Source organism: Pseudomonas sp. MWU13-3659, from assembly GCF_023757525.1.
GTDB classification, from domain to species: Bacteria; Pseudomonadota; Gammaproteobacteria; order Pseudomonadales; family Pseudomonadaceae; genus Aquipseudomonas; species Aquipseudomonas entomophila_E.
Map to the genome: position 1 here is coordinate 1 of NZ_JAMSHW010000008.1, position 14,296 is coordinate 14,296.

Here is a 14,296-nt window from a genome sequence, read left to right on the forward strand (position 1 = left end):
ACCGAGCGGTCGGAGGTTCGAATCCTCCTGAGTCCGCCACTTTTGAAGTGGCTTTGCTTGCAAGGCAACTTCAACCACCAGTGGTAATCTGGTCTAAAACTACCTCACGGACTCATAGCTCAGCTGGATAGAGTACTCGGCTACGAACCGAGCGGTCGGAGGTTCGAATCCTCCTGAGTCCGCCATACATCAAGAAGCCCGCTCATTCGAGCGGGCTTTTTGTTTTTCTGGTGCGCTGAATTGTCGCTGATGTGCATCTACGCTTTTCTGTAGAGGTCTCGCGGTCCGTGTAGGAGCCGGCCTTGCCGGCGAACACCGGCGCAGCCGGTGCCAACCATCGTGTCGCCTGGTCCGCCAGCAAGGCTGGGTCCTACAGGTAGAGGCCAGTCGCGAATTGTTCGCGGCACTGAATGCGATGTGCTTTTTCCGTCCGACCCACCGTCGCACTGTTGGCTTCGAGCGTTGTCACAGCTTTGGCTCGCAAACGATTGTTCTGGCCAAAAATTTAAGCGATCCGACAGCTTACACAGTGTATGATTGCGCCCGTCAGCCCCGCCGGGGCTTGTGGAATCCCACCATGGACTTACCCAGTAGTTACTCGCTAACAAGATTCATACAGAAAGATCTGACCGATTGATTCTCCCGGCGTGCTCCGCTGCTGGGAGTGGAGTTCGCCTATGACCGAAGTCGAAGTAAAGAAAGCCCAAGAGAGCCTGCAGGATCGCCTGGCCCAGGTGATCGAACTGCTGCAGCGCCAGCGGGTGGTCGAGGACCTGACGCACCGTCAGGAAGGTCATCACCACGACCTGGTGGAAAACCTCGTCCACCGCCAGAACCTCGTCGAACTGCAGCGCAAGCTCGATGACCTGCACCCCGCCGACATAGCCTACATTCTCGAAGCGCTGCCGCTGGAAGATCGCCTGACGGTCTGGCAGCTGGTGCGCTCCGATCGTGACGGCGACATCCTCCTCGAAGTTTCCGACGCCGTCCGCCAGACCCTGATCGCCGACATGGACGACCACGAGTTGCTGGCCGCCGCCAAGGAGATGGACGCCGACGAGCTGGCCGACCTGGCGCCCGAGCTGCCGCGAGATGTCGTTCACGAGCTGATGGAAAGCCTCGATGCCCAGCAGCGCGAGCGCGTGCGTTCGGCCCTGAGCTATGACGAGGAGCAGGTCGGTGCGTTGATGGACTTCGAGATGGTCACCATCCGCGAAGACGTCAGCCTTGAAGTGGTGCTGCGCTACCTGCGTCGGCTCAAGGAGCTGCCGGGGCACACCGACAAACTGTTCGTGGTGGACTACGACGGCAAGCTCAAGGGTGTGCTGCCGATCAAGCGGCTGCTGGTCAACGACCCGGACAAGAAGGTTGCGGAGGTCATGGCCAATGACCCCGTGGCCTTCCATCCTGAGGAAGATGCCTACGACGCGGCCCTGGCTTTCGAGCGTTACGACCTGGTTTCCGCACCGGTGGTGGATAAGGGTGAGCGACTGATCGGCCGTCTGACCATCGACGAGATGGTCGACCTGATTCGTGAGGAAAGCGAGAGCGAAGTGCTCAACATGGCAGGCCTGCGTGAAGAGGAAGACATCTTCGCGTCGGTCTGGCGTTCGCTGCGTAACCGCTGGGCCTGGCTGGCTATCAACCTGATCACGGCATTCGTGGCCTCGCGAGTGATCGGGCTGTTCGAAGGCTCGATCGAAAAGCTCGTGGCATTGGCGGCGTTGATGCCAATTGTTGCCGGTATCGGCGGCAACTCGGGTAACCAAACCATCACCATGATCGTGCGCGCGATGGCACTCGACCAGGTTTCGCCGGGCAACACCAGCCGGCTGATGCGCAAGGAGCTGGCGGTTTCGCTGCTCAATGGCCTGATCTGGGGTGGGGTGATTGGTGTCGTGGCCTTCTGGCTATATGGCAGTTGGTCACTGGGCCTGGTAATGACGGCCGCCATGACCCTGAACCTGTTGCTTGCGGCCTTGATGGGCGTGCTGATCCCAATGACCTTGACGCGTCTGGGGCGTGACCCGGCGATGGGTTCGAGCGTGATGATCACCGCCGTGACCGACAGTGGTGGGTTCTTCATCTTCCTGGGGTTGGCGACGCTGTTCCTGCTGTAGGAGCGGCTTCAGCCGCGATGCAGGCGCCGCCGGTGTGTGGCACCCGCTTCGCGGGTGATCGCGGCTGAAGCCGCTCCTACAGAGAGCGCGCCAAATCAATGGGGCATGGTTGTTCCGCACACAAAAAAGCCAGCGCAAGCTGGCTTTTTTGTGTGCGGCTGGAAGATCGCTATCAGGACGCGTCGGCGGCCATTTCCACATCGTGAGCGATGAGGGCGACCAGCGCGTTTTGCTGGCGGTGAGAAAGCTGGCGGAAGCGCTGCAGCAGTTCGCGTTCGTGCAGGCTGAGCTCTGGGCTGTCCAGGCGCATGCTCAGCTCGTCACCCAGCGCACCTTCCTGGATAAGACTCTGCTCCAGGCGTGCGATGATTTCGGAGTTCATGCTGCGGTGGTGGTTGCGCGCTACCTCGGCAATGCGCTCACGCATACCGTCTGGCAGGCGGACGACGAACTTGTCAGCGGTGCGGCTCGAATAGATAGCCTGTTTCATTGGGCGCATATAAATTGACCGGTTGTTCTGGTTCAGGGGAAGCGGTTCTCAAATTGGCCGCACGGTGGAGGTACGACCGCGGCGACGACAAAATGTTCAACCGTGATGTGATTTTGGGTCTTCATCTTGCCTCATGGTCGCCGTTTCCTTGGCGTCAATTCTGTGACAAATAGTGATCCGGATAAAGGCTTTTTGCTAGTACCAATTATCAGAAATGAGCACTGGTTTGAAAAGTTTTACATCCACCGAATCGCCAAGGTGTCAGACCTTTGTCGTCAAAATCTGGTAACTGGCGACAAAGGTCAGGGAAAAAGCCTAGAATGCGCGGGTTCCCCTCACATTGAGCATAGTGGCTATGCAATATGACGCAAGCGGCACACTGCCCTCAAGGGGGCGCTTGATCTTCCTGATAGGACCATCGGGCTCTGGGAAAGATTCCCTTATCGATGCCGCGCGCGAGCAACTGCTTACGCAAGGTGTTGAAATTGCCCGGCGTGTCATAACCCGCTCGGCCGAGGCGAAAGGTGAGGCCGCGGTCGGTGTGAGCGCGGAACGCTTTGAAACGCTGCGCCAGGCCGGTGAGTTTGCCCTGTCGTGGCAGGCAAATGGGCTTTCTTACGGCATTCCGATCCAGGTGGATGACTGGCTTGACCAGGGGCTGTCGGTGTTGGTCAATGGCTCACGGGGGCACCTGGCGCAAGCGCGTGAGCGTTATTCCGACTTGCTGGCGGTGGGGCTGGCTGTTTCACCACAGGTGCTGCGTAAGCGGCTCCTGGCCCGTGGCCGAGAAAGCCGCGAGGAGATCGAGCAGCGGTTGGCACGCAGTGCGGGTATGCAGGCTTACGATGCTTCAGTCCATGTGCTGGATAATTCGGCTTCATTATCCAGTGCCGTCGAAGCGTTGCTGAGATTGCTGGGTGAGCAGGGCGTGCTCGGTCTATTGCCTGCGAAAAATCTGACGTGCAAATTGCCCGATTGAGGCATGACAAATGGCTACATGCTGGTTAACATGCTCGCCGTCTCTGCTGTGCAGCGTTCGTTGCCGGCTTCAGGGTCTCAGTAGCTCAATTGGATAGAGCATCCCCCTCCTAAGGGGAAGGTTGCAGGTTCAAATCCTGCCTGAGACGCCATACTTTTCAAGGGCTTCAGCCAAATTAGCGTTTTCATGTTTTTCATCATGGGTGCGTTGTGGGTGCATTTGGCCGGTCTGGTTTGCCCACCAGCTCAAAGCGCAGCTCAAATTTCTGACTGATAGCAGGAGCTGATGTGCATAAAACTCTGGTGAATCTTGTTGATGAGCTCGAAGCTATCGCCCAAACGGTTGCTGATAGCTTCGGTAGTGACGAACCTCTGAGCATTGCCCACGCTAACTGGAGCTTCCCAGGGCTCACGGGAACTGAGCTGATGGAAATGGCGATCTCCTTGGTCGAAATGATTTCTGATCGAGGCTCAGACGAAACCACCCTAGTCAATGAAGAGGGGGTGAAAAGCTACATCAAGCGCCTTGCTTTCCTTCGCTCAAGCACAATACCCAACACTTGGGCTAATGCTGGGGCTGGCGTGAGTGCTTATGTGCTGACCCTCGATGGATTGCGCCGCTTGCTGGACCGAGCTCTCCCGAGTACGGCACAGCAAGATCTGGCGACAGCATTACGTACCGCCACCAGGCAGGTGCGGGCTATGGAAGCGCGCATTTCAAGCCTGGCCGACAGATCAAACGATCTTGAAGGGATGGTTGAGAGGATTGAAAAAGCCCATGAGTCTGCGGACCAGCTTCCAACAGATCTCCATTCGCTCAAGGAGGCCCGCGTTGAGGTGGACAAGCTTCTCAGGGGCGCTGAAAGTGACAGAGCCCACATCCTGGCGGCGCGCGCTAGCTCTGACGAATTGGTAGGTTCTCTTACGCTTCAGTCGAAACAAGCCGAGGCAGTCCTAAACAAATGTGACACGGCGTACGCCTCAGCTACCAGCCAAGGGCTTGCGGGCGCGTTTGCTGATCGATCCAAAACTTTGGATACATCCATGTGGATTTGGGTAGGAGGGCTAGTCGCCTCGCTTGTGGTTGGTGGGGTGGTTGGTTCTGCTCAGTTAAAGAACTTGGCTGACGCAATCAATTCAACAAGCGCGTCTCAGTTTGCTCTAGGTGTCCAGTTGATACTATCAATCCTATCTGTGGGAGCACCCGTTTGGTTTGCCTGGCTGTCGACGAAGCAAATCGGTCAACGATTTAGAATTTCTGAGGACTATGCCTTCAAAGCTTCCGTGTCTAAGGCCTACGAAGGCTATCGTCGCGAGGCTGCTCGCATTGACGAAGATCTTGAAACACAGCTATTGAGCTCTGCATTGAATCGACTAGACGAGCAGCCTCTCCGCTTGGTCGAGCCAGCGAGTTATGGAAGTCCATGGCACGAACTACTGGCTTCAGATGTGGTTAAAAACGCTGCCCAATCGGTACCGGACTTTGCCTCTAAGGTTGTGCGAATGGCCAAAGATTCATTGGATAATCTGCACCCGCGCAAGGTGCCGCCCGCAGCCAATACCCCGATCGCTGCAGTGAAGGTAACTCCTGAGGCTGAGGATGTGTCTAAAGGGTAGAGGTATCTCTGATTCTCAGAACCGTCGTAGTTGAACATTGAGCGTGCCTGGCGGTGGCTCTGATGCCTAGGCCGGCGGCCAGCAGCTCTTTGACTCGCTTGTGCAGCTCCTCGTCCACCGGCCGGCCCTGGTACTTGCCAGCGGCCTTGGCCTTCTGGATGCCCTGGGCCTGGCGCTCGCGGCGCTGCTCGTAGTCCTTCCGGGCGATTGCCGCCATCATCTCTACCAGCATAGAGTTGATCGCGGCCAGCATTCGGCCGGTAAATTCGTCGCCCTGTGCGTCACGCATACCCTGATGGCTGGTTGGCAGGTCGAGCGCGACGATGCGCAGGCCCTTGGCGTCGATCGCACCCTTGAGCTTGGCCCAGTCGTCGGCGGGGAGGCGGGAGAGGCGGTCGATGGATTCAACCAGCAGCACGTCACCCTTTCGGGCATCCTTCAGCAGGCGCAGCAGCTCCGGCCGATCTGCGGCGGCACCGCTGGCGTTCTCCAAGTACTCACAGGCGATGACCTTGTTATGGTCGCTGGCGAACTTCTCCAGGTGGGCCCGGGCGCGGCCGGCGTCCTGCTCGTCGGTGGAGGCTCGGAGGTAGGCGCGGATGAACATAGTGCAACCTGTATCAGTTAAGGTGTTGTCCTAATGCTGTTGCATTTTGGGTGGCACTTATCAAGCGATAAGGCTGATAAAGGCTCAAATTGCCCGTATCAGCCTAGGTATACTCGAAAAACCGAGTGTCTCGTGGGAGGAGGGACTACGCTGCCTGGCACTAGTTGACTGAGCGTTAGGCCCAGGAGTGCCGGGCCTGCAAGAGCGCACAGGGTTAGCTACTCAGCCTTGGATTTTTATGAAAACCTGATCGGCAGAAAACCCGTAAAAGTTTGCGACTGACTGCTTGGCGGTTTGTAGGTCGATCGCCAGATTCCCAAAGTCGGGCGCGCGCGGCCCGACCGGTATTTCAACCCACTTCAGCTCAGCTTCAAAACGCGTAACCGCTTTGGTTTGAATCGACTCCAGGCTGATGATTCCCTCATCTATCAGCTTCCAGGCGGTGAAAAAGTGACCGGGCTTAGCCGAATACGCACCAATGCCGATGCTCCGCTTGGCCAGCCCATCAACCTCAGACACCGACCACTCTTTTACTTTTAGTACGTACCCTCCGTGATCATTTGCACCACCAGTGCCATCACCGTTGTAGATGCATACATACTTTACGTCAGTAAGCTGGACGCCATCGGAGAGCTCCACTTCGAACCACCTTTTCTTCTGATCAACCCACTTTTCATCCGTTTTCACAAGCAGAACGTAGCTCATACATAACTCTCCAAATTGGGCTTTTCGAAAGGCATATTTTACAGCGTCGATGTCAAGCTTTGTCTTCGGCGTAGATCGAAGCGGAGATGATCGCTCCACCCCATCGGCGCTCACCGATGCAGATCGGCACCGGGTTGCCGCTGGCGGTGGTGTTCTTGGCGCTGCCGAAGGCGTAGGACGGCAAGTTTTCAGGCGCGCCGCTTTGCGATAGCCCTTTGGCCTGTGGGCTGAGCATCTGAATAACGCCGCCCACCATCATTGATGCGCCCATCGTTATCAACGCTGAGCCGAACGGAGCACCGGCGCCGAACGTGCCTCCAGTAATGACAAGCCCGACCACGACCATCACGGCGCCCACGATGGTCTGCAGGGTACCCCCGCGTTTGCTCCCACCAACTACGGGCACGATCCGGATCTCACTGGCGCCGCCACGCTCGAAGTCCTCTTCGCCGACATTCTTTCTATTGCGGAATATCGCGAATCGCATACCAAGTGCTTCCAGCCGTTTGATCTCCTGCTCAAAGCCTTGCAGCGTTGCCTTCAAGGCTCGGAACACCTCCCAGGTGTTTTGGCTGTCTAGCAGGTAGTCCTTCTTGCGGAAGAATTTACGAATCAGTGGCCCGGACAGGTAAACGGTGGTCATGGTAGGTGTGTTTCGGACTTGGGCAGCCATCATGGGTTCTCCTTGGGCATGGGCAGGTACACGCCGAGTCGGCGAGCTAACATCTCACGGCTCTGCAGGCCCTGGATGCGGATAGCCTTCTCACGGGCAGGATCAGGGTTCCAAGCGGCGCAGTGGCAGGCCGATACCGCCTTCACGCCGCGGTAAGATCCGCGCAGCAGGTCGGCTGAGATGCGTGCTTCCTCTTCGGTGAAAAATGGACCGTCTATGTCGACGTGGCGACCACGCTGCACGCACTGCACATTCCAAACGTCATAGCCGCTCACGGCTATGGGATTGACGGCGAAGTCGCCGGTTTTGCACGCTTCGCTGAATCGATCTTTGTAGGTCACTGGATGGCCTCGGAAACTGAAGTGGATGAGATACGGCTTTCGAGGATCTGCCGATACATCTCGGCGGCGTACTCCTTGGCAGTCGTATTAGGTGGCGGTAGAGCAACGCGATGTGACCCAGATGGCTCAAGCGTCATGTCGAGGATCCCTGCAGGGAACAGTCGCCCGAGACGCTCAACCTGGCGCGTATGCGTGATTATGGCGTGGGCGATCTCCTCGGCCTGCTCACTGGTCATTTCGGTAAAGGGGAAGAAAAAGGTCTCGTAATGGCCTGTGATGCGATAGCTGAGCGTGTGACCAACCATGTCAGGGAAGTCCATCGAGCAAGTCGCGCTGTTGGCATCTAGAACAGTTATCGTGACCATGGTGATCGGCTCTTCATCCGCACCGATGCGTGAGGCCAGGCGCCGAATATCCGACTTCAGGCCCTTGATAGTCACCGGTGCATCTCCTCTACCTGCTGTCGGAGTTCTTCGACGGCCTTTTCTAGTTCGGCCACCTCGATCACTCTGGACACAGCGCTCAGCCCTTCGATCAAGTGCCGGCCTTGGTCGGGAGGGAGGTCGCCAGCGGCAATAGCCCTAAGGATCGATTTCGCCGCGCTTGGCAGATCGGTATCGTCCAGCTCGAATTGGACCGGTTCGGCAGTGGACTTGATCGGAGGCACCAGGCGCTCCAGGATCATCCTGCACGCCTGCATATCGCCTTTCTTGGCGGCTGCCAGAACTTTTTTGGTGACGGCTTCAGCTCCTTCTGCTAGCCGCGCCCTAATAGCCTGAGTTTCTCCTGATCTCCCACCTGGATTGCCTGAATGACCTTTGGCAAATGTGCCGTTTCTCCGGCGCGCACCAATATCGGTTGTCTGTGCGCGGTCTTCCTTCATGCCGGTAATCCGCTGCTATTTTCAGGTGCTCGATCCGCATAGGCTGGAATTTCACCTGCCCAGCTGCGTAAATTGCGGGTATTTTTGGTCCCTTCTGCCAACGCTTCATAATCACCGACGAGCGCCCCATGAATGCCTGATGCGGCTAGCACGGCGCGCCCAGCTTGAGAAACAGTGATGAGCACTGATGAGAATGCAGTGGCAAGCTCTCGTAGTTTGAGAATTTCCGGGCTGTGATTTGCCGCAATACCGGACAGCTCAAGCCTATCCTGTGCCGATTGAGAGACCCCAGATAGTTCTGGCAAACCGCGTAAAATGGCCTGAGTAATTTGGGGTGAGAGGCCTTGGGCTGCACGTGCGATAAGCTCATTGCGATCTTGCAGCGTTAGGCTGCGCACATACGCGCGGACCTCTTGGTCCTTTAGCTCACCAACTACATCTCCTTGCTGGAGCTGCTTGACTGGACTTAAGAGCTCGTGACTTTCGCTCAGTACGCGACCTGCCGCGCTATCGAGCTCGGTGACCATCGATTCGCTCTGCACATGAAATCGATTGCCAATCTCTCCAGCTCTGCGAGCTTTGGCTTGGTGGTTCAGGTCCTTGTCGTCCTTTAGAGCCTGGAGATCTGCACCTGCCGTGACAGCTAGAGCCAGAACCTTTTCCTCTGCGAGTCTGGCGGCCTTCACTGCGAAGCTGGCATCCCAGGTGCCTGGTTGGCCGTGACCATCGTTGACGCGTAACTGCATCGATCCAATTTGCTCCCAGTCAATTGCAGGGTATGTGATAGATACAGTGCCGCTTTTGATGGTTTTCATTTAGTCACTTCCTTAAATTGCGGGCAGGATTCCAGGTGAACCGGCCTGTTTTCGGTGAGAGCAATCAATGCTGCGTTTGCTTGGATGTTTCCTTGCTCAGCTGCCGTTCGGAGGCGACCCCAAGCGGCTTTCAATTCAGAACGAGTTGGTTTGGCCTGTTGGCCGCGATGCTTGATGGAAGCTGTCATGGTCGATCCTCTAGGAGCTTTTTATGCGCCTTGCAAAGATGACATTAGGCCTGATGTGAATGTATATCCAGTGTTTTATGGGTGCACCTCAGGTGTTACACGTAACGGGACAGAACGGGACGAATAAGCCTGATTTCCAGGTGTCTGAAAGCGGTGTTTTCGTTGCACTATATTGGCGTAGCCCTAAGTGATACGAGTCGCCAAACTACGAATTTTCCGAGGTATGACCAGGTTCACACCGATGGTGAAAACCTCGCGCCACAAAATGACGAGGTTCAGTTTCGTGGCGCGCGAATTACCGGAATGCCGGCAGTGTCGAGGTGATTCACCAGCGGTGGGCAACAACCCAATTGCTGGGTAGTTAAATTGCCGGGATTCAGGGTAATTTCCGACTCCGCATTTTTGCGGACACCCCGGCCACCAGGTGAACGATTCGTTCACCCCCAGCGGGGGAACACCCGGCGAGCAGAAGGGGTTCGATTTGAAATCGCTCCCACACACTATTGGTGGTTGGATGAAGCGGCAGGGGTCGCAGTTCGCCGGCCCCCACCCATGGCTTACATGTGAGCCACGATCACCTCTACCTGCTCTGGCCTGCTGTCAGGGCAGGGGGGGCAGACCGGCCAGTTGATCCGAATCAGACGAAATGGTCTGTCTCGGTTTGTGGTCCGAGGGTCTGGCTTCAAAGTGGGAGATAGTTCGGTTAGCTGGGATTCCACAGAAGTTTGATGGCAACGGTCATTGCCATGAACGAGATGACCCACATGATGATAGGGCCTGAGGCCCCCTTGAACTTGAAGCCGAAGCCTTCAAACTCGATTGCGCCGGACGTCTGTTCCAAGAACATCACCAGGCCCAGGGCGGCCAGCGCTGCACAAGGAAGGCCCACGACCGCAGCAAAGTGGTTGGTCATCACCTGGAATAGCTCAGTGGTGTTGAGCATTGAGTTGCCGACGCCATAAAGGAATGCGCCTGCAAACAGCGCCCCACCCGTCAATACCAGGCAGCGTGCTATGAAGCTGAGTCGAGCCCGATCAGTCATGATGACTCCTGGCCACTATTGGTGATCTAGGCTCAACATAGTCGATTCTGGAGGGGAGTGCGGCTTGGGTTTCCGGCCTGGAAAGTAATCAGTCGAGTCGACTGATATTGGTAGTTTCGTGCCGGGTGAATGGCGGTCATTGGTCGCGGAAACATGTATTTCCGGTAGTAATGACCAGATCGGATGGCCGGGAGCCCGGCGGGCACATCCCGATGCGCTCAGGTCTGAGCACAACTCTCGGCCTGGCAATGTCCTCAGATTTCAGGGTATCTCCATCTCGGAGACACCATTGCCGTAGGGTGTGGTGATGATCACCACGGCTCACTCTTACGGAGATGCGCGGACTTTTGCTCACACCTCGCCGGCCCGCTCCTACAGAGTTACGTCCAGTTTTGGACGCATCAGCCTGATGCATCCAGATCTGGATACGTTTCGAGCTATGGATGAGCGTTGAGGAAACGCTCGACGTCCTCAATCATCCCCTTGACGTCGTCCGCGGTGAACTCCTCTGGTTTGCCATGAGCTGCGCTGTTCCTGATCCCCGCGATCGCAGTGATCCTTTTCTGCTGAATGGAGTTATATACCTGCGCCTTGGCTAGATCGGCATTCATTTTGTCGAGCTTGCCCACGGGGATTTGGAGCGGCGTGCACATATCACGAAGCTTCGTTTCCAGGACGATGCCCGCGATAACGGCAGCGGGAACCTTATACCCTGAGCTCAGCTGGTCCCGAGCCTGGTCCAGTTCACTGGTGAATACCTCTGCTTGGACAAGGCTGCGGTAGGAGATGAGGTAACCGCCCTCAAAATCTTCCTTTGTGGCCAGAAAAACTGCTCGCATCCGCTTTAGGCGGTCAGCCTCCGAATCCATGCTTTGGTACTGCTCAGCCTCAGCGAACATCACAAGCTGACTGGATGCCTCCACGCCCAATCTTTCGAAAAGGGCTTTCACTTTTACTCCCCAATTCAGCAGCGTGTCTGACTCCAGGTGGTCGTATGTGCTCCCCGTGTAGTGACTGGTACGCCTGGTCACTGACGCCTGAATGTCTTCCAGTTGCTGGTTTAGCTCAACAAAGCGTTTCGCAAAAAGTGCCGTCATTTCAAGATCCTTCCGTGAGAGATGGCCGATGTTCGCCTGGGCTGATTGGTACGGCAAGATCCCTGAACGCTGGCCCGTGCATTGGGGCTGCAAAATAATTTCACCCTGGCACTTGCGTAACTGCTAACGGACGGTCATTATCTTTTAATCGTGACTGCTAACGGAGGTTGTGGTGAAGGAAGAAGAGTCGAAGGGGCCGCTATCGGCAGCAGATCGCCAGAGGCTCTACAAGGAGCGTCAGCGTGAAGCAGGGTTCAGACAAGCAACGGTATGGATTCACACCGAAACAGAGCAGGAAGGGCGCCTGGCGGCGCGAGACGGCAAGCCACTTAAGCCGCAGGGGAGCAAAGACCCCGTCAGTTGGGCGATCGGGTGGCTGAACGAGAAGGGTAAGCAGTAAAGGGTGGGATTTCCCCACATTTGAAGGTGGCCAACCCGGTGTTCGAGCACCGGGAGGGCCTATCACACGACGACGCTATAAGGCACACGTCATGCAACGTAAACAAGATACCAGCGCTAAGCAACAAGGCCAACTTAAGTTCAAGCGGCGCAAGCATCCGGCGGCGAAACTGCCATACAACGGTACTGACTTTTACACCCCCAAATCCTATGGGCGCTGTTTGTGGGATGTCCCATTGACCGGTGACTACTGGGGAGGATGGGACACTGGCCGGGCTCTCTCGCTTATTGCCCTTAAACACATCAAGGCCAACCATGACAATCCGATAGGCCACCTCGGTGGGATCGCGGCGAGCTGGCTGGAACGCGCTCAGCACGCCACACCAGAGGAGTTCGCGACGTTGCGCGGCCAGGTGCTCGGCTTCATGCGTACCGTTGAGGTGGCGGCAATCGGCGGCCTGTTTCACGCTGGCTATGACACTGATTCCTGGGATGAGAAGAGTCTGCTCAAGGAGGCGAACAAGGGCCTCGCGTTCAGAGCTCCGGCAGAGTGGAAGGACTGAGGACGACAAGCGAACCATCACCATGATGGTAACAACTGGGCACTCCCCTTGGCCGGGGGGCCCTTTTTCGTTGCTGGCCAGATAGTCCTGATCTGCATCATGGTGTCGCCGCCCTGGTCCTGCAGTGCGCGTAATTAATACCCCTGGGGGTGGTAAATTATAAAGACTGGGAATTTTTCCGTTCACAGGCTCCCGGCAAACCCAGTAAATCCGGCAGATGACTAGGAAAAAATCCCAGTCGCTCGATGGGCGCCCAACACAACCGGACACAATCGGAAAGCCGTATGGGAAAAAATCCCAGTCGGTGGCGGAAAAAATCCCACCGAAAAAAACGAAATCAGGTGAACTTGAAAGGTGCCGGCCCTGGTGCCACCTCGAGGTTTTTCCCGGGGCATTCATCGATATAAGCCCAAGCGAGCGCATAGAGCGCGCACTGTGCCATTCCTGGCTCCCTGCCGCCCTTTCGGTAGGTGCGGGTGCGAATGATCAGCCCAGCATCAATCAGCTCTTGGAGAGCGGATGCGAGCGTCTTCGCGTCCATTTTACGACCCTCGGCCATCATCTCGACGGTGCACGCCAAATCGCCGTTATTGCGCCCGTTGTAGTGCCGCCCCAGCTTGATGAGGACGGTAACCGCTTTCGGGCTGAGGTTGTCGAAAGCGGGGTGCACGAGCAGTCGATGGGGGAGGGCGAACACCCGCCCCCCAAAGTCGACCTTGTAATTTTTCTTTCTTGCCATTCGGCGGCTCACACCAAGAAGCCGGAAGCACGATAGGGTTCGCGCCTCCGGCCGCTGCCTCAGTCGATTTCCTTGTCCAGGATGTACAGCCCCACCCTGTGAGGGCGCCGGCCTGGCGCTGCCGCCTGGTAGCACCACCGGGTCAAGATGCCCCATCCCTGGCGCCTAAGGTGCCGGATCGTGGAGGGTGGATGGACGATATCCAACGCCTTCGCCGCCTCGATGGACGACACAGGGCCCTTGCGCAATGCGGCGATCATCCGCAAGGCCTGGGCATTCGTGGAGTGGTTGTCAGGCAGATCAGCATCTGCGATAGTTTCGGCCGTCATACAGGCTCCTTTCGGTAGGGGTCAGCCCAGGTGGTGGTGGTGCACTGCCTGGGCAATTTCTCTCTCCTCGTATCCATTCCTTCGCTATGCCCCGCGGCCATCAGTCGCCGCAAGCCCCTCAAGCAGGCGCCCAAGGTAGTGCTGACTTGTAGCTGCAGCCTTTGCCGTTGAACTGGCCAACCTTCTGACTTCCTGCGCACTGCCATAGCCGCCGGCGATCATTCGCATACCCGTAGCCAAAAGGCTGAGCATTGCGTGGGCTTCGTCCACGGCTTCTCGCAAGTCGTCATAGGTGGGCCGGTAAGGGGTGGCGCCCGATGCGGGAGAATGGATAGAATCGAGGCGCTGCGGGCTGTCTCCAGATTGCTTTGCGGCACGCTGGGCCAGTGCCTCTAACACTGGCTCGGCACCACCTTTCACAAGCACCAGTTTCGGTGTTTGCTCGTCCCTGGCCATTAGCGCCCACCTTCCTTTGCTGCGCGCTCGATGAACGCTTTCAGCTCCGACATCAGGGCCAGGCGGCGGCGCCCGATCTTGAACGTCTTGATCTCGCCCTTGGCGATGAACTCATAAGTGGCCGACCGGGAAATCCCGAGAATGCGGCCGGCCTCCTCTACGCCCACGGACAGCGGGGCTGCGTTTTGTGCCTGTTCCATACCTAGCTCCTGGCTTTTTGGTGGTGCTGACTCGTGCCAGCTAGAGCTAGGCTA

20 protein-coding genes and 2 tRNA genes are annotated in these 14,296 nt (G+C 57.1%); 7 read left to right on the top strand and 15 right to left on the bottom strand.

From position 1 onward, the window contains the following. The first annotated feature begins 108 nt into the window (after positions 1–108). A tRNA-Arg gene (locus tag NGM28_RS12020) sits at positions 109–185 on the top strand. 492 nt (positions 186–677) lie between these two features. Further along, positions 678–2,120: a magnesium transporter gene (gene mgtE, locus NGM28_RS12025; protein WP_240064327.1), complete on the top strand. Its 1,443-nt coding sequence runs from the start codon at positions 678–680 to the stop codon at positions 2,118–2,120. Positions 2,121–2,292: 172 nt separating this feature from the next. Here the strand turns inward: mgtE and NGM28_RS12030 are convergent, their stop codons facing one another. After that, complete coding sequence (locus NGM28_RS12030) at positions 2,293–2,619, bottom strand: Arc family DNA-binding protein (RefSeq protein WP_003254499.1); 327 nt, start codon at positions 2,617–2,619, stop codon at positions 2,293–2,295. Positions 2,620–2,965: 346 nt separating this feature from the next. Between NGM28_RS12030 and phnN the strand changes: the two genes are divergently transcribed. The 3 genes from phnN (at position 2,966) to NGM28_RS12045 (ending at position 5,205) form a co-directional block, all read left to right on the top strand. Then, the gene (gene phnN / locus NGM28_RS12035; protein WP_252090302.1) at positions 2,966–3,589 is read left to right on the top strand and encodes a phosphonate metabolism protein/1,5-bisphosphokinase (PRPP-forming) PhnN; all 624 of its coding nucleotides are present in this window, start codon (positions 2,966–2,968) and stop codon (positions 3,587–3,589) included. Positions 3,590–3,663: 74 nt separating this feature from the next. After that, positions 3,664–3,740: transfer RNA gene (locus tag NGM28_RS12040), tRNA-Arg, on the top strand. A 136-nt stretch (positions 3,741–3,876) separates the two neighbouring features. Beyond that, positions 3,877–5,205 carry a hypothetical protein gene (locus NGM28_RS12045; RefSeq protein ID WP_252090305.1) on the top strand — a complete coding sequence of 443 codons (1,329 nt, stop codon included), beginning with the start codon at positions 3,877–3,879 and terminating at the stop codon, positions 5,203–5,205. Here NGM28_RS12045 and NGM28_RS12050 read toward each other — a convergent pair. From NGM28_RS12050 to NGM28_RS12095, 10 genes are all read right to left on the bottom strand, one after another. Next, on the bottom strand, positions 5,195–5,812 hold the full coding sequence (locus tag NGM28_RS12050; RefSeq protein ID WP_252090306.1) for a recombinase family protein: 618 nt from the start codon (positions 5,810–5,812) through the stop codon (positions 5,195–5,197). The two genes, NGM28_RS12045 and NGM28_RS12050, sit on opposite strands and share 11 nt — an antisense overlap. Before the next feature lie 222 nt (positions 5,813–6,034). Next, the gene (locus NGM28_RS12055; RefSeq protein WP_252090308.1) at positions 6,035–6,517 is read right to left on the bottom strand and encodes a hypothetical protein; all 483 of its coding nucleotides are present in this window, start codon (positions 6,515–6,517) and stop codon (positions 6,035–6,037) included. Between the two features lie 52 nt (positions 6,518–6,569). Beyond that, on the bottom strand, positions 6,570–7,190 hold the full coding sequence (locus NGM28_RS12060; RefSeq protein ID WP_252090454.1) for a tail assembly protein: 621 nt from the start codon (positions 7,188–7,190) through the stop codon (positions 6,570–6,572). Further along, a complete protein-coding gene (locus NGM28_RS12065; RefSeq protein WP_252090310.1) occupies positions 7,190–7,531 on the bottom strand; it encodes a hypothetical protein in 342 nt (113 codons plus the stop codon). The genes NGM28_RS12060 and NGM28_RS12065 overlap by 1 nt, the downstream gene beginning before the upstream one ends. Next, the gene (locus NGM28_RS12070; protein ID WP_252090312.1) at positions 7,528–7,971 is read right to left on the bottom strand and encodes a hypothetical protein; all 444 of its coding nucleotides are present in this window, start codon (positions 7,969–7,971) and stop codon (positions 7,528–7,530) included. The genes NGM28_RS12065 and NGM28_RS12070 overlap by 4 nt, the downstream gene beginning before the upstream one ends. Continuing rightward, a complete protein-coding gene (locus NGM28_RS12075) occupies positions 7,968–8,414 on the bottom strand; it encodes a DUF5681 domain-containing protein (protein ID WP_252090315.1) in 447 nt (148 codons plus the stop codon). The genes NGM28_RS12070 and NGM28_RS12075 overlap by 4 nt, the downstream gene beginning before the upstream one ends. After that, positions 8,411–9,229, bottom strand: a complete 819-nt coding sequence (locus NGM28_RS12080) for a hypothetical protein (protein ID WP_252090317.1) — start codon at positions 9,227–9,229, stop codon at positions 8,411–8,413. Before NGM28_RS12080 ends, NGM28_RS12075 begins: the two co-directional genes overlap by 4 nt. Beyond that, the gene (locus NGM28_RS12085) at positions 9,226–9,417 is read right to left on the bottom strand and encodes a hypothetical protein (RefSeq protein ID WP_252090319.1); all 192 of its coding nucleotides are present in this window, start codon (positions 9,415–9,417) and stop codon (positions 9,226–9,228) included. Before NGM28_RS12085 ends, NGM28_RS12080 begins: the two co-directional genes overlap by 4 nt. A 703-nt stretch (positions 9,418–10,120) precedes the next feature. Continuing rightward, positions 10,121–10,459 carry a hypothetical protein gene (locus tag NGM28_RS12090; RefSeq protein WP_252090321.1) on the bottom strand — a complete coding sequence of 113 codons (339 nt, stop codon included), beginning with the start codon at positions 10,457–10,459 and terminating at the stop codon, positions 10,121–10,123. A gap of 437 nt (positions 10,460–10,896) precedes the next feature. Next, positions 10,897–11,556, bottom strand: a complete 660-nt coding sequence (locus NGM28_RS12095; protein WP_252090322.1) for a DUF4145 domain-containing protein — start codon at positions 11,554–11,556, stop codon at positions 10,897–10,899. A gap of 172 nt (positions 11,557–11,728) precedes the next feature. Between NGM28_RS12095 and NGM28_RS12100 the strand changes: the two genes are divergently transcribed. Both NGM28_RS12100 and NGM28_RS12105 read left to right on the top strand, forming a co-directional pair. Further along, positions 11,729–11,956: a hypothetical protein gene (locus NGM28_RS12100; protein WP_252090324.1), complete on the top strand. Its 228-nt coding sequence runs from the start codon at positions 11,729–11,731 to the stop codon at positions 11,954–11,956. Positions 11,957–12,047: 91 nt separating this feature from the next. Then, the gene (locus NGM28_RS12105) at positions 12,048–12,518 is read left to right on the top strand and encodes a hypothetical protein (RefSeq protein WP_252090326.1); all 471 of its coding nucleotides are present in this window, start codon (positions 12,048–12,050) and stop codon (positions 12,516–12,518) included. A gap of 337 nt (positions 12,519–12,855) precedes the next feature. Here the strand turns inward: NGM28_RS12105 and NGM28_RS12110 are convergent, their stop codons facing one another. The 4 genes from NGM28_RS12110 to NGM28_RS12125 form a co-directional block, all read right to left on the bottom strand. After that, complete coding sequence (locus NGM28_RS12110; RefSeq protein WP_252090328.1) at positions 12,856–13,257, bottom strand: helix-turn-helix domain-containing protein; 402 nt, start codon at positions 13,255–13,257, stop codon at positions 12,856–12,858. Positions 13,258–13,316: 59 nt separating this feature from the next. Next, the gene (locus NGM28_RS12115) at positions 13,317–13,586 is read right to left on the bottom strand and encodes a helix-turn-helix domain-containing protein (RefSeq protein WP_252090330.1); all 270 of its coding nucleotides are present in this window, start codon (positions 13,584–13,586) and stop codon (positions 13,317–13,319) included. A gap of 84 nt (positions 13,587–13,670) precedes the next feature. After that, positions 13,671–14,042, bottom strand: coding sequence for a hypothetical protein (locus NGM28_RS12120; RefSeq protein ID WP_252090332.1), 372 nt, complete (start codon positions 14,040–14,042; stop codon positions 13,671–13,673). Further along, positions 14,042–14,242 (bottom strand): helix-turn-helix domain-containing protein, encoded by a 201-nt coding sequence (locus NGM28_RS12125; protein ID WP_252090334.1) that lies wholly within the window; start codon positions 14,240–14,242, stop codon positions 14,042–14,044. The genes NGM28_RS12120 and NGM28_RS12125 overlap by 1 nt, the downstream gene beginning before the upstream one ends. Positions 14,243–14,296: the final 54 nt, after the last annotated feature.